Source organism: Gracilibacillus massiliensis (assembly GCF_001458115.1).
GTDB lineage: Bacteria > Bacillota > Bacilli > Bacillales > Amphibacillaceae > Gracilibacillus > Gracilibacillus massiliensis.
On sequence record NZ_CZRP01000010.1, the window covers coordinates 1 to 14,600 of the forward strand.

Annotated in this window: 18 protein-coding genes and 1 tRNA gene; 8 read left to right on the forward strand and 11 right to left on the reverse strand. The window is 35.9% G+C overall.

The features are described from left to right. Positions 1-421 precede the first annotated feature (421 nt). Together BN3107_RS02310 and BN3107_RS02315 are read right to left on the reverse strand one after the other, a co-directional pair. Positions 422-691, reverse strand: coding sequence for a YfhJ family protein (locus BN3107_RS02310; protein ID WP_058306029.1), 270 nt, complete (start codon positions 689-691; stop codon positions 422-424). 13 nt (positions 692-704) lie between these two features. Beyond that, positions 705-1,040 (reverse strand): YfhH family protein, encoded by a 336-nt coding sequence (locus BN3107_RS02315; RefSeq protein ID WP_058306030.1) that lies wholly within the window; start codon positions 1,038-1,040, stop codon positions 705-707. A gap of 140 nt (positions 1,041-1,180) precedes the next feature. Between BN3107_RS02315 and BN3107_RS02320 the strand changes: the two genes are divergently transcribed. Continuing rightward, positions 1,181-1,972 (forward strand): Cof-type HAD-IIB family hydrolase, encoded by a 792-nt coding sequence (locus BN3107_RS02320; protein WP_058306031.1) that lies wholly within the window; start codon positions 1,181-1,183, stop codon positions 1,970-1,972. Between the two features lie 41 nt (positions 1,973-2,013). On the opposite strand, the gene recX is transcribed toward BN3107_RS02320, so the two are convergent. Further along, a complete protein-coding gene (gene recX / locus BN3107_RS02325) occupies positions 2,014-2,832 on the reverse strand; it encodes a recombination regulator RecX (protein ID WP_058306032.1) in 819 nt (272 codons plus the stop codon). Between the two features lie 68 nt (positions 2,833-2,900). Between recX and BN3107_RS02330 the strand changes: the two genes are divergently transcribed. From BN3107_RS02330 to BN3107_RS02345, 4 genes are all read left to right on the forward strand, one after another. Beyond that, positions 2,901-3,800: a TIGR01777 family oxidoreductase gene (locus tag BN3107_RS02330; protein WP_058306033.1), complete on the forward strand. Its 900-nt coding sequence runs from the start codon at positions 2,901-2,903 to the stop codon at positions 3,798-3,800. Positions 3,801-4,172: 372 nt separating this feature from the next. Continuing rightward, on the forward strand, positions 4,173-4,721 hold the full coding sequence (locus BN3107_RS02335) for a GNAT family N-acetyltransferase (protein ID WP_058306034.1): 549 nt from the start codon (positions 4,173-4,175) through the stop codon (positions 4,719-4,721). A 430-nt stretch (positions 4,722-5,151) separates the two neighbouring features. Beyond that, positions 5,152-5,523: a CidA/LrgA family protein gene (locus BN3107_RS02340; RefSeq protein WP_077065031.1), complete on the forward strand. Its 372-nt coding sequence runs from the start codon at positions 5,152-5,154 to the stop codon at positions 5,521-5,523. Beyond that, complete coding sequence (locus tag BN3107_RS02345; protein ID WP_058306036.1) at positions 5,516-6,202, forward strand: LrgB family protein; 687 nt, start codon at positions 5,516-5,518, stop codon at positions 6,200-6,202. Before BN3107_RS02340 ends, BN3107_RS02345 begins: the two co-directional genes overlap by 8 nt. A gap of 184 nt (positions 6,203-6,386) precedes the next feature. Here BN3107_RS02345 and BN3107_RS02350 read toward each other — a convergent pair whose 3' ends face one another. After that, positions 6,387-7,013: a helix-turn-helix transcriptional regulator gene (locus BN3107_RS02350; RefSeq protein ID WP_058306037.1), complete on the reverse strand. Its 627-nt coding sequence runs from the start codon at positions 7,011-7,013 to the stop codon at positions 6,387-6,389. Between the two features lie 125 nt (positions 7,014-7,138). Here BN3107_RS02350 and BN3107_RS02355 point away from each other — a divergent pair, with 125 nt between their 5' ends. Beyond that, positions 7,139-7,387, forward strand: coding sequence for a DUF1450 domain-containing protein (locus BN3107_RS02355; RefSeq protein WP_058306038.1), 249 nt, complete (start codon positions 7,139-7,141; stop codon positions 7,385-7,387). Between the two features lie 66 nt (positions 7,388-7,453). Here BN3107_RS02355 and ald read toward each other — a convergent pair whose 3' ends face one another. Both ald and BN3107_RS02365 read right to left on the reverse strand, forming a co-directional pair. Then, positions 7,454-8,569: an alanine dehydrogenase gene (gene ald / locus BN3107_RS02360; RefSeq protein ID WP_058306039.1), complete on the reverse strand. Its 1,116-nt coding sequence runs from the start codon at positions 8,567-8,569 to the stop codon at positions 7,454-7,456. Between the two features lie 97 nt (positions 8,570-8,666). Further along, positions 8,667-9,080 carry an RrF2 family transcriptional regulator gene (locus tag BN3107_RS02365; RefSeq protein WP_058306040.1) on the reverse strand — a complete coding sequence of 138 codons (414 nt, stop codon included), beginning with the start codon at positions 9,078-9,080 and terminating at the stop codon, positions 8,667-8,669. Between the two features lie 168 nt (positions 9,081-9,248). On the opposite strand from BN3107_RS02365, the gene BN3107_RS02370 reads away from it, so the two are divergent. Together BN3107_RS02370 and BN3107_RS02375 are read left to right on the forward strand one after the other, a co-directional pair. Next, complete coding sequence (locus BN3107_RS02370; protein WP_082631211.1) at positions 9,249-10,295, forward strand: NAD-dependent epimerase/dehydratase family protein; 1,047 nt, start codon at positions 9,249-9,251, stop codon at positions 10,293-10,295. Positions 10,296-10,652: 357 nt separating this feature from the next. After that, complete coding sequence (locus tag BN3107_RS02375; RefSeq protein ID WP_058306042.1) at positions 10,653-11,054, forward strand: VOC family protein; 402 nt, start codon at positions 10,653-10,655, stop codon at positions 11,052-11,054. Between the two features lie 188 nt (positions 11,055-11,242). Here the strand turns inward: BN3107_RS02375 and BN3107_RS02380 are convergent. From BN3107_RS02380 to BN3107_RS02400, 5 genes are all read right to left on the reverse strand, one after another. Then, positions 11,243-11,315, reverse strand: a tRNA-Ala gene (locus BN3107_RS02380). A gap of 48 nt (positions 11,316-11,363) precedes the next feature. Then, positions 11,364-12,140, reverse strand: a complete 777-nt coding sequence (locus BN3107_RS02385; RefSeq protein ID WP_058306043.1) for an ABC transporter permease — start codon at positions 12,138-12,140, stop codon at positions 11,364-11,366. Beyond that, on the reverse strand, positions 12,140-13,048 hold the full coding sequence (locus BN3107_RS02390) for an ABC transporter ATP-binding protein (protein WP_058306044.1): 909 nt from the start codon (positions 13,046-13,048) through the stop codon (positions 12,140-12,142). The genes BN3107_RS02385 and BN3107_RS02390 overlap by 1 nt, the downstream gene beginning before the upstream one ends. Beyond that, positions 13,049-13,246 (reverse strand): PLD nuclease N-terminal domain-containing protein, encoded by a 198-nt coding sequence (locus BN3107_RS02395; RefSeq protein WP_058306045.1) that lies wholly within the window; start codon positions 13,244-13,246, stop codon positions 13,049-13,051. 49 nt (positions 13,247-13,295) lie between these two features. Further along, the gene (locus BN3107_RS02400; protein ID WP_058306046.1) at positions 13,296-14,312 is read right to left on the reverse strand and encodes a GGDEF domain-containing protein; all 1,017 of its coding nucleotides are present in this window, start codon (positions 14,310-14,312) and stop codon (positions 13,296-13,298) included. Positions 14,313-14,600: the final 288 nt, after the last annotated feature.

The following is a 14,600-nucleotide window of genomic DNA, read 5'->3' on the forward strand; positions in this document are numbered from 1 at the left end:
AAAAAGTGGATCTTCAGGTAAAACATTCCCACAGGAGTGAAAGTGGGCGGCCTGCGCTTTGAATATATTCTACAACTGTTATAACAGTTATCAACTTGAGCTTTCTAGAAATGAGATAGAAGTCGTTTTTTCAACTCTTGCAATCATTGTAGGACTTATCTAGCGCAGGCGTCCACTTCGACTCCTGAGGGATTAGCATGGTCTGAAGATCCACTTTGAAAAGTGCCTTTCTTTTCAAAGTTAGCTGAAGAACATGCCCCTCGGAAAGCGAAGTGGGCAAGCCGGAGCGGTTTTAAGCACACTCTTCATCTCAAAATTATCAAATCATTTGTAGCGCAGTATCCAAATGTTGCGCTACAAAACAGATAGCATTGTTCATGTTTGAAGTTAAGAAAAATAGTTTTGTCTCAGCCTCTTTTTGCTAATGAATGGGACGGTTACTTTCGTTTATTAATTTTTGATACTTCGGATGCCTTTTGACGAAATCGTCCAAACTTGCACCGTATTGCTGAATCCAGTAGCGCACAATTTTTTGTGTTACTTCTGCTCCTTCATATTTTCTACCAGCTTTTGCTCTGGTTGTTTCAAAATCTTCCCACAATAGCTCAACCCAACTTCTTGCTTCGAGTATTGTAAGCGAGGGATTTTTTTCTTGCAGTTCTTCTGCTAATCGTTGTATTTCTTCTTGCATCTTGCTTCCTCCACTATTGTTTTTGTATATCGCCTAAAATGGAAAGTGGGACCGCCTCTTCCTCTTCAAATTTTTGTCCCAATAAATTAATCCGGTGTCCCCAGGCAAACACACCATTAATATAGGTAATCTCAAATGTCTGACCAGGGTCCCCCGCTAATTCATAACGCATACCTTTTTTAAAATCTGCTGGATTTACTAAATAGGCCGCTGCCATTTGCATCTTTCTTTGTAAGATTTCATATTCACTGACATTTCCCCACTGTTCAGCTTTCTGTAGTTGTTCTTTTAGACTAGCAACCTCTGCTCTTAACTCATCTACTGTATAGGAACTGTATCTTCTCTCCATTCTTCCACCACCATCTTGTTTTCTAGTTTAAGTTTAGCACGGGATAAGTTTCGATTAAATATTTATGGTCATTTTATTTTTTTCTGTACTCAAGAAGCGTTATAATTAAAGTAACCTAATAAAAAGGATGTTGATCAAGTTTGATAAAATTATTTGCCACAGACCTTGATGGTACATTACTAAAACATGGTAATGTTATTAAAGAAGAAGATATCAAAGCGATTCATCGACTTCAAGAACAGAACATTGATTTTGCAGTTGCAACCGGTCGAATGGAACGTGACATAAAAAAGATTTGCTCAGAAATAAATCATGATGCACATCGAATCAGTCAAAATGGTGCATTCGTTGACACGAAAAGTAATCAGGCACTTCTAGCCAAAACATTTGATGCAAAAACTAGTAATGCCATACATAACGTTGTAAATTCCTTTTCAAGTCCATTTTCTATCACAACGGCAGATGAATCGTATATTTCAGTAAAAACACCAGAAATCAAGGCGGTGGAATCGATCCTCTATTTTCCATTGGTAGAGGGTGTAGATTTTGCTGATCAATATAACGATGATTTCTTACCTAGTAAGTTTATGTTACTTGGGGAAGAAAAAGATATTGTTGCATTACAAGAAAAAATTAACGAACAGTTTCTGGATGTTAGCGAAACCTATTTATCTGATCCAAGGTGTGTTGACATCGTTCCAAAAGGTGTCAGTAAAGCGTTGGGATTACGAACACTTGCAAAACACTTAGGTATAGAGCCAGAAGAAATAGCGGTAATTGGTGATTCATACAATGATATTCCAATGTTTGAAATGACCCCTAATAGCTTTGCAATGAGTACCGCACCAAAACCGGTGCAGGAAAAAGCAGCACATGTAGTCGATGATGTTCATCAAGCAATTGAGTGTCTGACACATTTGGTAAACAACTAAACCTGATACAAGCGTCTGCTTTCCAGTCGCTTGTATTCTTTTTATTGTTCTTCATTAACATGCTCTTCTATAAAACGATTAATCAGATCCCCTGCAAAACCTTTTCTGTATAAACTAGCTTTCACCTTTTGTTTTAAAGCAAATCCGCTATCTTTTTTTTGATATTTTGTCACCAACTTTTCGCCTTGAAATACAATAGCATTGTATTCCTCATCATGATCACGTTCGACTTCCAAATTGTTAACAACTTCTGAAATAACGTCAAAGGTAAAACCTTTTTGCAACAGGGTTTGCTTCAAGCTATCTTCCTGTTGCTTAAAAGATTTTTTAGTTGAACTATTTAATTTCTTAAGTGCCAATTTCTCTACCTTTTCAAACTGTTGATCAAATGTATAATGTTTTAAAGCTTCTTCTATAAGTGATGCTTGAATGCCTTTATCCACTAATTCTTTCTTGATCAACATTGGCCCTTTACTTGAAGTTTGGACGCGAGTGCGTACCAATGCTTCACTAAAAGCGGCATCGTCAAGCAATTTTTCTTTCTTTAAGCGATCGATCACTTCATCAATGTAGGTGTCTTCCACCTCTTTCTTTTCTAAATAATCAATTAATTCTTGCTCAGAACGCATTCTGAAACTTAAATACTTCACAGATAGGGTATACACTTTATAAGAGGAATCTTGCTCTTGAATTTGTTCGATTAATTCAGGTGTTAAAAGCATACCTTTTCGTAAATGATAGTCAATAAGAATGTCTTCATTTACACTAAAGCCATAATACTCTTGATCATTTTCTGTTAAAAAAATGTTATAACGGTATTTCGATTTTTTTTGGGTTGTTATTTTGGTTATTTCCGGCACACTTATCACCTCAATACTATTTTATCATTCAAACGTTTGTTCTACAATTTATAACTGGAGGGATTTCAATGAACATTGCTATTGCAGGAGGAACAGGATTCGTTGGTGAACATCTTACAAAAGCATTAACATCAAGAGGAGACGCAGTATATATCTTAACAAGGTCTCCTGAAAAATATCTCAATACCGCTTTAGTAAAATATGTTGGATGGTTATCAGATCAAAGCCAACCTGAAAAAGAACTGCCAAAACTTGATGGGATTATCAATTTAGCAGGAGATTCGCTGTTTGGTTATTGGACCAAATCAAAAAAAGATAGAATTTATCAGAGCCGAATTAACGCTACTTATGCAATCGATAAATTAATAGATAACTTAGAAGCTAAGCCTGAGGTCTTAATCAACGCCTCGGCAGTTGGCTATTTTGGTACCTCGGATGAAAAAACTTTTACTGAACAGTCTGAAGAACAAGGAAATGACTTTCTTGCTGAAGTAACTGATGCCTGGGAAAAAACAGCACTGCAAATCAAATCACATAATGTTCGCACAGTACTAGCCAGGTTTGGTGTTATTTTGGGCAAAGAAGGTGCTTTACCTTTGATGGCTCTTCCTTTTCGATTTCTTGTCGGAGGTAAAATAGGTAGTGGTTATCAGTGGGTATCATGGATTCATATTGAAGATGTTGTAGGAATGTTACTATTTGCTCTGGATAATCCTAATGTTGAGAACGCCTTCCATCTGACTGCACCAAATCCGGTGCGTAACAAAGAATTATCTGCTAGTCTGGCAGATGTTTTAAATCGTCCTAATTGGTTTCCAACACCTAGTTTTTTATTAAAAACTGGTCTAGGAGAAATGAGTATACTAATTGTTGACGGTCAAAAGGTGCTACCTGAAAAAGCGTTAGAATTCGGCTATCAATTTAACTATCCTACCATCGATGAAGCATTGAAGGAAATTTATAATTAAACGTCATAACAGTTGATATATCGTCATATTATCTCTTTTTTATGAAGAAAATGTTATATATATTAAATTTTCTTAATATTCCTTCTTTTTACTCAAAATTTTTTATGATTTTTTTATGATTTTCTATTTACAATTTCCCTATTGATTGTGTAAGATAAGGGTAAGATTTATTGTAAGTTAACTGCTTAAATGAGCAGTTCGTATAAGGGAAGGCAAATGGTGCGCCACCAGTAATACATACTGGTTCTAATGGGTTCGATTCCCATCCCGAATTTTTGTTAAAGTTTGATAAAAATTCGAGGGTGGGAAGAGCAAAGTGACGCACTGTCTCTGTCCTTTTTTCACCCTCCCATCAACAAGGAGGGATTTTTTATGCTTAAAAAAAGAGACGTCCAAGATGCTCCGGTTTTATTTGATTTAATGTCTGATCCTGAAGTATTTCCTTACGTGAGACACAAAGCATATTCAAGTGACGAGTTCTATTTTTTAACGAAACAAACCATCGAAGCGGAAGAAAACGGTGAATTGATTTCTCGTACAATCGTCGATGATTACTATAATCCGATTGGCACGATCAATTTATTTGATATTGAAAATAATGCAGGCTTTCTGGCAACATGGATTGGCAAACCGTATTTTGGCAAGGGATATAATAAGTTAGCAAAAGACGCCTTTTTCGAAGAGTTATTTTACCATCATGACATTGACGCTGTTTTTATTAAAATTAGACGCGCGAATGTACGCTCTTTAAAAGCAATTTTAAAAATCCCTTTTGTTATGTATGGTAATGAAAGCTATCCACAAGTATTTGATAAAATAAATGATTCACAACCCGAAGCTATCTATGACTTATATGTGATTACGAAAGAAAATTACTTCTCTCACGCTCAAACCACTGTCGAGGGAGAAGAAGCAATGTGATTTATCCACACCATTTATCCACAACTCTGTGTATATTGTGCATAAGAGTTGTGGATCTTGTTTTGATAAGGTCAGTTGTTCACTGCTTTTTTTATCGTTTTTCTGTGGATAATGTGGATAAACTCTAAAGAGCGTTCTAATAAGGAATACTTTTGTTGATAACCCTGTGAATATGTTAATATATGAACAGGAGGTTTATTTATGTTTGAAGCGAAATTATTTTGTGATCACTGTGAGAAAAAAATTGAGTTTCTTGAAGAATACTTTTTTAGGAGTAAACTACAAGACGGATTAGGTATAACAAACGTGAAAAAGTATTATAAAGAGTACGGCACTGTTTATTGTAGTACTTGTATGAAGAATTTGTTTAAAGATTAGGCTTGCGCTCTGTTAAAAGAAAAGCGTATGAAGATAGAGCGGAGGAATGGAAATGCGAAAAGTGCTAAAAATTATTATACAGATAAGTGTATTATTTATTTTTTATTATATCGGTGAAACGATCCAAGAAACATTCTCTTTGTTTATTCCTGGTAGCATTATCGGTATGCTGCTATTTTTTGCGTTATTAACATTTAGATGGATTCGCGTGGAGTGGGTAGAAGAAGGCATTGATCTATTAATAAAGGATATGCCGATATTTTTTGTTCCAGTCACAGTAGGGGTGGTTCAATATCTAGATTTCTTTATTGGAAAAGGAAGTTTAATGATACCTCTGATTATCCTTAGTACCTTGCTAGTGATACTGAGTGGTAGTCTGATTACCTCATTACTAGTGAAGAAAGATGGTCATACATATGAATGAATTTCTATTAGGCAGCGTTTTTCTGATTGCAACCATCGCTCTTTTCTTTGTCAGCAAACAAATATATCGATTATTTCCTAACCCTTTTACATTACCAATTTTTTTAACATCAGGCATATTTGTGATTATATTGTATGTTGTCGATATCCCCTATCAATTGTATATGCTTGGTGGACAATGGATCGATCTATTCCTAGGACCAATCGTCGTAGCATTAGCGTTACCTCTATATCGACAATTGAAATTAATTAAAAGATATGCACGTTCCATTTTTATTGGAATATTTGCAGGATCAGCTGTAGGCGTATTATCAGGGGTATCGGGAGCAAAGCTGCTTGGATTCGAACAATGGCTAATTCAATCGGTTGCAGCTAAATCTGTAACAACTCCTGTAGCACTTAGCATTACAGATACAGCTGGGGGAAACTTATCGTTTGCAGCCGTTTTTGTAATGATTGCAGGGATTAGTGGTGCTATGTTCGGACCATCGCTTGTTCGAATATGTCGAATTGAGCATCCTGTTGCTAGAGGGCTCGGGATTGGAACGGCTTCACATGCAATCGGTACGGCAAAGGCCTTAGAGTTAGGGCAGTTAGAAGGTGCTGTTAGTGCTTTATCAATGACAATTAGCGCGGTAATTGTTTCATTTTTAGTTCCATTCTTTTTAATGTTTTTTTGAATAGTTGATGTTTCACTGGAAAAGTTGTCATCTTAACGGGATAACTCTCCTCGTTGACGGGATACCATCTTCTCTTCACGGGATATATCGACTTAGCCTGTCAAGCAAGTAATATATCCCGTGAAGCCGACTGATTATCCCGTCTACAGCATCACTTATCCCGTGAAGAATTCCTTCCTGTGCCTCATTTTCGCACGACATACTTACAAGCCTTCCCCCCTTTTGCCAAACATTCTACTCTTTCAACTTGCTCAGTCTTGAGCACAGATTTAAATAAATTAAGTTCACCCTCACATGGCTTATCGTATTTATTTGCAATTTCTGCAATTGGACAATTATACTGGGAAAAAGATAAAGAAGTGTCATCCTCTTCTTCAAGTTCTGACATATATCCACCCTCACGTTGGATTTCAATAAGCGCTTGTACTTTTTCTGTGATGTTATCTTCAGAAAAAATACGCCTGCTGTACTTTTTGTATAATCGTTCTTTCCTCTTTTCGAATAATTGGAAAATTGCTTCTTTGCCCATTGTTTGTTCAATATCGGATAAAAAATCCACTACAAGTACATCATAACTTTTAGGGAATTGATTTTCACCAGTTCTTGTTAACGAATAATAAATAACAGGTCTCCCCATTGGCTGACGAACCGTTTTGGTAGTAATTAATTTGTCGCCTTCTAATTTGATCAAATGCTTTCGAACTGCCATTTCTGAAATATTTAAATAGGCTGTTATTCCACTAACTGATGATGCTTGATTCTTCTTTAGTAGCTCTAATATCTCATTTCGTGTAGATTGTTGTTTAATCATTTGTGACACCACCTTTATAAATATACTTATCTATTGACAAAATTGTTTTATATAGTTATTTTAAAGGATGATTCTCTTTTTGTCTGTGATTAACGTCATACAGACATAGATGGAAGGTGAGTTAAATGGGAATCGTTGTGGTAGAAATTTGTGATAGTAATTTAATGAACACATTTGATATAGAGGCAATTATTGAAACAGAGTACCCAGAGGTAGCTGTATTAATAAATGATTGTTTGAATTTTTGTGGATTGTGTCGATTAAAACCATACGCACTGGTCAATAATCGCAGGATTCATGGAAAGACACCTGAAGAAACTTTAGATAAAATTCGAAAGGTCATTGAAGAAGAATTAGCTTTCTTCAATGAGTAAGGTTCCGTCTAAACGGAGCCTTTTTTTCATCAAAAAAAGAGGCCTGAGCAACAAAATTCACTCAGACTACTGGAAAATAGATGATAATTCGGTATATCTTTTATCTAAACCTTGTGCCACTGCTTCATGAACAACTTTGCCTTGATACGTATTTAAGCCTTTAGCAAAAGATGGATTCTTTCGGATCATTTCTTTTAAACCCAGATTTGCAAGATGTAAAACATATGGTGCCGTAACATTTGTTAGAGCATATGTTGCTGTTTTAGAAACGGCTCCTGGTATATTAGCAACAGCATAATGATTGACACCGTGTTTAATATAAATCGGGTCTTCATGTGTTGTAATCCGGTCAATCGTCTCAATCGAACCTCCTTGGTCAACCGCAACATCTACGATAACCGATCCTGCTTCCATGGTTTTTACCATGTCTTCTGTGACCAACTTTGGTGCTTTTGCGCCAGGGATTAATACCGCCCCAATTAATAAGTCTGCTTTTCTTGCTTGCTCTGCAATATTATATTGATTGGAAGCCAATGTTCTTATTTTACCAGCGAATAAATCCTCTAACTGTCTCAACCGTTCAATATTTATATCTAATAATGTTACATTTGCCCCTAAGCCAATTGCCATTTTTGCCGCATTTGTTCCAACAATTCCGCCACCAATAATCACGACATTTGCAGGCGACACACCTGGAACTCCACTAACGAGAACGCCTTTACCCCCATGCGTCTTTTCCAAAAAGTGAACTCCTGCCTGTACCGACATTCGTCCTGCAATTTCACTCATAGGTGTCAGCAGTGGTAAACCACCATTATTTAATTGAATGGTTTCATATGCTATTCCAGTTGTTTTGTTTTCTAATAATGCATCTGCTACAGCACCTTCTGCTGCTAAATGCAGGTACGTAAAGAGCATTAAATCTTTTCTAAAAAAGCGAACCTCTGAGGCTTGTGGTTCTTTGACTTTTACAACAAGTTCCTGTGACCAGGCTTGCTCTGCCTCCGCTACTATGATTGCTCCAGCTTCTTGATATAAATGATCATCAATTCCACTTCCGATACCTGCACCTTGTTCAATCTTCACTTCATGACCAGCTTGTGTTAACGCCATCACACCAGCCGGTGTCATCGCCACACGGTTTTCATTACTTTTAATTTCCTTCGGCACACCAATCTTCATTATCCCACCTACCTTCTCTTTGCTAGTATGGTATGAAAATTTCTTATTATTCGTTTTCCCTTTTTTAGGTGGATACAATACAATTTAACAAAAAAAATTAATATAGATCTGATATTGTAGTAGATTGTAACGTTTTTTTCATGTCTTTTTCAGCTTGCGAAAGTACATGTTGAATATTTTGACCGACAAGACGTGATTTATCATCATTTAAGGTAGATGGAAGCGAAAATTTAAATAAGGGACGATCAAGCTCAATCGCACTAAATACATCAAATACCGTAATATCTTGGGCATTCTTTGATAATCGTATTCCTCCACCTGCTCCTTCTTTCGTAGTTATAAGACCAAAGCGATTTAGCGATTGCAGTATCTTTACTACAGTAGGATTTGGGATATTTATCTGCTCCGATAATTGTCGCGCTGAAACATACTCTGTGACACCCTCATCTATTTTTACAGCAGTATAAACAACAATAGATAAGGCATGGGAAAAAGCTGTAGAATAACTCATTTTATCTCCTCTTTCAAATATCTCTTAATTAATCACGAATAGTCCTCATTAACTGACTTCATTTATATTTACTATAACAATAGCTTTATGAAAGTCAATCTAAAAAAACAGTTGACTTATTTATAAACTAAATATATATTATATATAGTTTATAAATAAGGAGTGGTAATGATGAAAGTCTTTGTAACAGGTGGGACTGGTTTCTTGGGAAATCATTTAGTAAAGAAATTGTTAAAGGAAGGATATCAAGTAAAAACGCTGGTGCGCTCAATTAGTAAAGCAAAGGAAATATTAGGCTCTACAGACGCCATTTTTGTTCAGGGAGATATGGCTAATGTCGATGCCTTTGCAGATGAACTTAAAGATTGTGAGCTGCTTTTTCATACGGCAGCATATTTCAGGGAATCCTTCTTATATGGTTCTCATTGGGAAGAATTAGAAAAGATCAATATAACGAATACGCTCCGACTTTTTGAATATGCCAAGAAATATAACGTCCAGCGTATTTTTCATACGAGTAGTAATAACACGATTCAAAAAAGAAAAGATAATAAACCAAGCACTGAATTGGATCTGAAGAAATTGGAGGATGCGAAAACTCTATATGCAAAAAGTAAAATTATTGGTGACAAGCTTATTGGCGACTTTAGTAAACAGCAATCCATACCTGTGATTACTTTCCTACCTGGTTGGATGATGGGACCAGTTGATGCAGGTCCAACAACCGGAGGAAGATATATTCTTGATTATCTCAATAAACAAATACCTGGTAATGTGAACGGTAGCATCGATATCGTTGATGTAAGAGATGTTGCAGATGCAATGGTAGCAGCAATTACCAAAGTGAATCAGACTGATCGTTTTCTTGTTACAGGTAACCATTTCCACTTAAGAGAATTATCCCATCATTTAGAAAAAGCATCAGGAATCCCTTCTCCTAAGCTTACCATTCCTAAACCCGTTGCCTTTACCCTTGCATGGTTTATTGACAGGATGGCAGCTATCACAAAAAAAGAAATGTCTATTTCCGTAAATGGTGTCCATGAAGTGACTGAAGGCAGAGTATGTAACAATACTAAAGCAATCAATTCATTAGCCATTTCTTATCGACCACTCCATGTTACGCTTCAGGACTCTGTTAGTTGGTATAAGGAACATCGTAGTGAACTACTCACTGTACCCATATCACCACAGCCAGAGAAACAATCATCATAGTTGTACTTTAGCTTTATAGACATTCAACAGAATTTAGATAAATTTTAAAGTAAACCTTCAATTATTAAAAAACCGCAACCACCCTCGGTTACGGTTTTTGCCTATGGAGCATAGCGGGATCGAACCGTTGACCCTCGCTCTGCCAGCACAATGCTCTCCCAGCGTTGTTTGTTTCACTGTCCTTACCTTTATCAAAGAAATCTATTAAAAATTGATAATAACGATCACCTTAGTTATAATTGAAAAATAACCCATAATTTTACTAATATACCCAACATTGAATTTTAGTAAATTCCTGAAAACTACGGATTTTCAATTAACTACTATGCTTTATAGACGAGGAGGCGTAGCATTCCTATGAGAATAAGCCCCTACATAAGTTTTGATGGTAAGTGTGAAGAAGCGTTTCTTGAATATCAACGAATCTTCGGTGGAAAGATAGTCACGATGTTAAAGTATAGGGATGCCCCTATGGTAAGAGAGGTAGATCCAGATTCACATAATCGAATCATACACGCTTCACTTCAAATTAATGATTTTATCCTTGCTGGAGCAGACACATTACATGGAGACTATAAGAAACCTCAAGGTGTTTTTGTTATATTAAATTTCCCTGAGCAACTAACTGCAAAAAAGGTTTTCCATTCATTATCTGATGGTGGAGAAGTGCTTTTGCCGTTTGAAGAAACCTTTTGGTCCACAGGTTATGGTATATTAGTCGATCGATTTGGCGTTCCTTGGAAAATAAATTGCGATTAATCACCTATTCCAAATAGCGGAATATATACTAGCCCATGGAGATTGACCACCATGCGCATATAACGAAAACGACACTACAATATCGTGGTGTCGCTTTTTTTCTAGTTGTACCAAAGAGGGATACATTCTAATCCCCACTACTGATAAATGCAAAAGACCGACCCTTTCGGAACGGTCTTTTGCATTAATGGAGCATAGCGGGCTCGAACCGCTGACCCTCGCGCTGCCAGCACGATGCTCTCCCAGCTGAGCTAATGCCCCTTTCTATATAACTATTATAGTAGAAAAAGAGTTCAAAAGCACGAACTCTTAATCTGCCATTTCTTTTGTCTTAAGAATATAATTAGAAGCGATTAACAATCCAACAGATACAATAATTGTAATTGAAGCTGCTCCCCACAAGGCGCTTGGAACTGAACCTTCCATTAACATTTTTGTTATATGTCCACTAATACTATTAGGAAACCATGGCATCCGATAAGAAAATATTTGATTGATTGCAGACATTGCCATAATTGTAACAACAGTTAATGTTAAGACAAGACCAGGTACTTTCACTATTGTATTATAAAAGATAGTTAAGCTAATAACAAAAATCAGCCAGATCAAATAGAAAAAGAATAAACTAAAAAATTGCCCTACTGTTATCTGACCGAATAACAAATCAACATAATACCAGCTTGCTAACATACCGATCAAATATGAAGTGAAAACTAATAACAATTTTTCCGCCCATTTAGCTGATATGTAGGTGAAATAGCTAACTGGTTTCACTAAAATTAATTCTGCCACACCACTCTTTCTTTCACCAGAAATAACTGCCATTGAAATGGCCACAATTACTAGTACACCAAGCATACTTAATTCAGTTAAACTCATCATAATCGCTTGAGCAGGTTCTACTTCTGGAGGCTCGATTACTGTCCCTTCAGGCATTCCTCCTACAGATTCTAATATTTGTGGTAAGTAATACGTCGATATAGGATCCATAATACAAATAACGATAAAGACAAGCGGTACCCATATCCACTTATAATTTCGCCAATCTTCTAATAATTCTTTTTTAAATATTGTCATCCATTGCATTAGTTTTTCACCACTTTCATAAAGAGATCCTCTAACGTCGTTCTGCTTAATTCAAATTTAACAAGTGGCCAATCCGTTGCAATCGCTTCCTGTAATATTTCTCTTCTAGCTGTATCGATATCCTCAACAACGACATGGATTTCCCCTTTTTCTAAAAAGGTTTCCTGAATACAATCCAATTGCTTCAGCCTTTCCTGATATGTACTAGTATCGCCTCGGAAAGCTAGCTCAAATTTAGCTGTTTGATGTTTATGACGTAATGATTCAATTGAGCCCGATTCTACAATTTCTCCATGATGCATTAATAATAAATCATCACTAATTTCCTCGGCATCTCCTAATATATGTGTAGAAAAGAGAATGGTCGTTTGTTGTTTTAACTCTTCCATTAATGTTAATACTTCTCGGCGTCCAAGTGGATCTAACGAGGAAACAGGTTCATCTAACATTAATAACTGCGGACTGTGAATCATGGCCTGGGCTATTCCTAATCGTTGTTTCATACCGCCTGAGTATTTTCCAATTCGCTGATTTCTTGCTTCAAATATAGCTACTTTCTCGAGTAATTGATCTGCTTTCTCTAATGCTTCTTTTTTTGATAAATGGGCAAGCTGACCAACATACACTAGAAATTCCTTGCCTGTCATCCAAGGATGGAAGATTGGATATTGTGGCAAGTAACCGATATACTGGCGAATATCTTCACCTTTTGTAGCACCATCAAAATGAATCGAACCATCTGTCGGCTTCAAAAGCCCTGATAGCATCCTTAATGTAGTTGTTTTACCCGCCCCATTTGGTCCTAGCAAGGCAACACATTTTCCTTTTTCAAGAGTGAAATTCAAACCCTTCACAACTTGATCGCCTTTGAATGCTTTCATTAAATTTTGAACCTCAATAACTGCCATTTAGTATTGCCTCCTTCCGATAATAAAAAATAAAATAGGTCCAATAAATCCGATAAAAATAACAATCACTGCCCACATAGCTTTAGGACCATTCGTCTTTTCTGCTTTAATTAAAGATATAAGTGCAATAATCATTAACAAAAATTGAATAAAAATTATCGGGGCAACAATTGGTAGTGCATTTAATATTTCTTCCATGGTCTCACCTCCTCATATAGTATGTTTACGTTTATCAAAGTAAATAGTTTCAATATTTTATATTTTGATATGTTTCCACTCTGTTTCTTCCATTCCTTTTTGCCTGATAGAGAGCGTTGTCCGCTTGTTCCAGCAATAATTCCGTAGATTGATCCTGATGCTTGGCTATACCGAAGCTAGCGGTGATCTGAGGGATATCTTCAAATTCAAAATTAGCTATCGTCGTTCGAATTTGTTCTATTAATGGAAGAGCTCCTTTTTCTCTTCGTGTAACTATTATAAATTCTTCACCTCCCCATCTACCAATAACGTCATCTTCACCTAATTGAGAGGCTGCAATTTCGGTAATTTTTTTAAGTACTTTATCTCCAGTCGGATGACCATACGTATCATTCACAGCTTTGAAATGGTCAATATCAAATAATACAACATAAAAATCCTTTTTCTTTTGAATGCTTTTCTCTAACCATAAATACACTTTTCGTCTGTTTGCTATTCCAGTTAAAGGATCAAAATAAGCTAATCTCTCTATTGTTTCTTTTTCAGCATAGTAAGTGATAACCCTGCGAACGAAATAGATAAAAATAATATAAACTAAAATAGACAGATAATATTGGAGTAGTCTTTCTGTACCTTTATCTGGAATTGATGACCAATAGTCGAATCCAATATATATCATAATCGCCCATAAAACCAATGCATAATAAATACCTATTTTTCTTGGTAAAGCAATAAAAATAAATACTAATATTAACGGCGTCCAATATGTTGAGCTACCCGTATACGAATAACCCTTTACGATCATGTCTATTGTTATAATAGAATGAAATTTAATAATATGAAGGATAGTTACAACAGTAAGGTTTAAATATTCAACTAACTTTAATGTATTAGGGAACCATAATAATAGAAATGAGAGAGAGAAAACTACCACAAATACACTTAACATCCATATATTGAAAGGATTGGAACGCGAAGAAAAAAAGAGTCCTATAACGCTCGCAATTGTAATAACAGGTAAGATAAATAAATACATATGACGTTTGAGTCTTTCGTATCGATTCATGTTAGGTACCCCTCTGTTGTGGAATGATTATAACTAATCTCAGTATATCAAAACAACAAAGTCCCTTCTAATAGAGAGTATTCTAAAAATGTTCATAATTGAAATTTTTGAAGGGGCTACAACAGAAGTATTTTGTAATTAAAAAAATCAAAACGATTCGAATAGACTTCGATATCGTTTTGATTTTTACATATTCAAGAAATAAACTGCGCACTAAGTTCAAGGGGTGATATTGAAATGATTTAACTGGAGATACGGCTGCCCACATTCCTTTCCTTGGTTTCTCTT

Excerpts from the sequence above, each read along its gene's own strand:
- BN3107_RS02400 (WP_058306046.1), bottom strand. The coding sequence starts at position 14,312 with ATGAATCGATACGAAAGACTCAAACGTCATATGTATTTATTTATCTTA.
- BN3107_RS02375 (WP_058306042.1), top strand. The coding sequence starts at position 10,653 with ATGAGAATAAGCCCCTACATAAGTTTTGATGGTAAGTGTGAAGAAGCG.
- BN3107_RS02330 (WP_058306033.1), top strand. The coding sequence starts at position 2,901 with ATGAACATTGCTATTGCAGGAGGAACAGGATTCGTTGGTGAACATCTT.
- BN3107_RS02350 (WP_058306037.1), bottom strand. The coding sequence starts at position 7,013 with ATGATTAAACAACAATCTACACGAAATGAGATATTAGAGCTACTAAAG.
- BN3107_RS02315 (WP_058306030.1), bottom strand. The coding sequence starts at position 1,040 with ATGGAGAGAAGATACAGTTCCTATACAGTAGATGAGTTAAGAGCAGAG.
- BN3107_RS02340 (WP_077065031.1), top strand. The coding sequence starts at position 5,152 with ATGCGAAAAGTGCTAAAAATTATTATACAGATAAGTGTATTATTTATT.
- ald (WP_058306039.1), bottom strand. The coding sequence starts at position 8,569 with ATGAAGATTGGTGTGCCGAAGGAAATTAAAAGTAATGAAAACCGTGTG.
- BN3107_RS02390 (WP_058306044.1), bottom strand. The coding sequence starts at position 13,048 with ATGGCAGTTATTGAGGTTCAAAATTTAATGAAAGCATTCAAAGGCGAT.
- BN3107_RS02370 (WP_082631211.1), top strand. The coding sequence starts at position 9,249 with ATGATGAAAGTCTTTGTAACAGGTGGGACTGGTTTCTTGGGAAATCAT.
- BN3107_RS02355 (WP_058306038.1), top strand. The coding sequence starts at position 7,139 with ATGGGAATCGTTGTGGTAGAAATTTGTGATAGTAATTTAATGAACACA.
- BN3107_RS02345 (WP_058306036.1), top strand. The coding sequence starts at position 5,516 with ATGAATGAATTTCTATTAGGCAGCGTTTTTCTGATTGCAACCATCGCT.
- BN3107_RS02335 (WP_058306034.1), top strand. The coding sequence starts at position 4,173 with ATGCTTAAAAAAAGAGACGTCCAAGATGCTCCGGTTTTATTTGATTTA.
- BN3107_RS02395 (WP_058306045.1), bottom strand. The coding sequence starts at position 13,246 with ATGGAAGAAATATTAAATGCACTACCAATTGTTGCCCCGATAATTTTT.
- BN3107_RS02365 (WP_058306040.1), bottom strand. The coding sequence starts at position 9,080 with ATGAGTTATTCTACAGCTTTTTCCCATGCCTTATCTATTGTTGTTTAT.
- BN3107_RS02310 (WP_058306029.1), bottom strand. The coding sequence starts at position 691 with ATGCAAGAAGAAATACAACGATTAGCAGAAGAACTGCAAGAAAAAAAT.
- BN3107_RS02385 (WP_058306043.1), bottom strand. The coding sequence starts at position 12,140 with ATGCAATGGATGACAATATTTAAAAAAGAATTATTAGAAGATTGGCGA.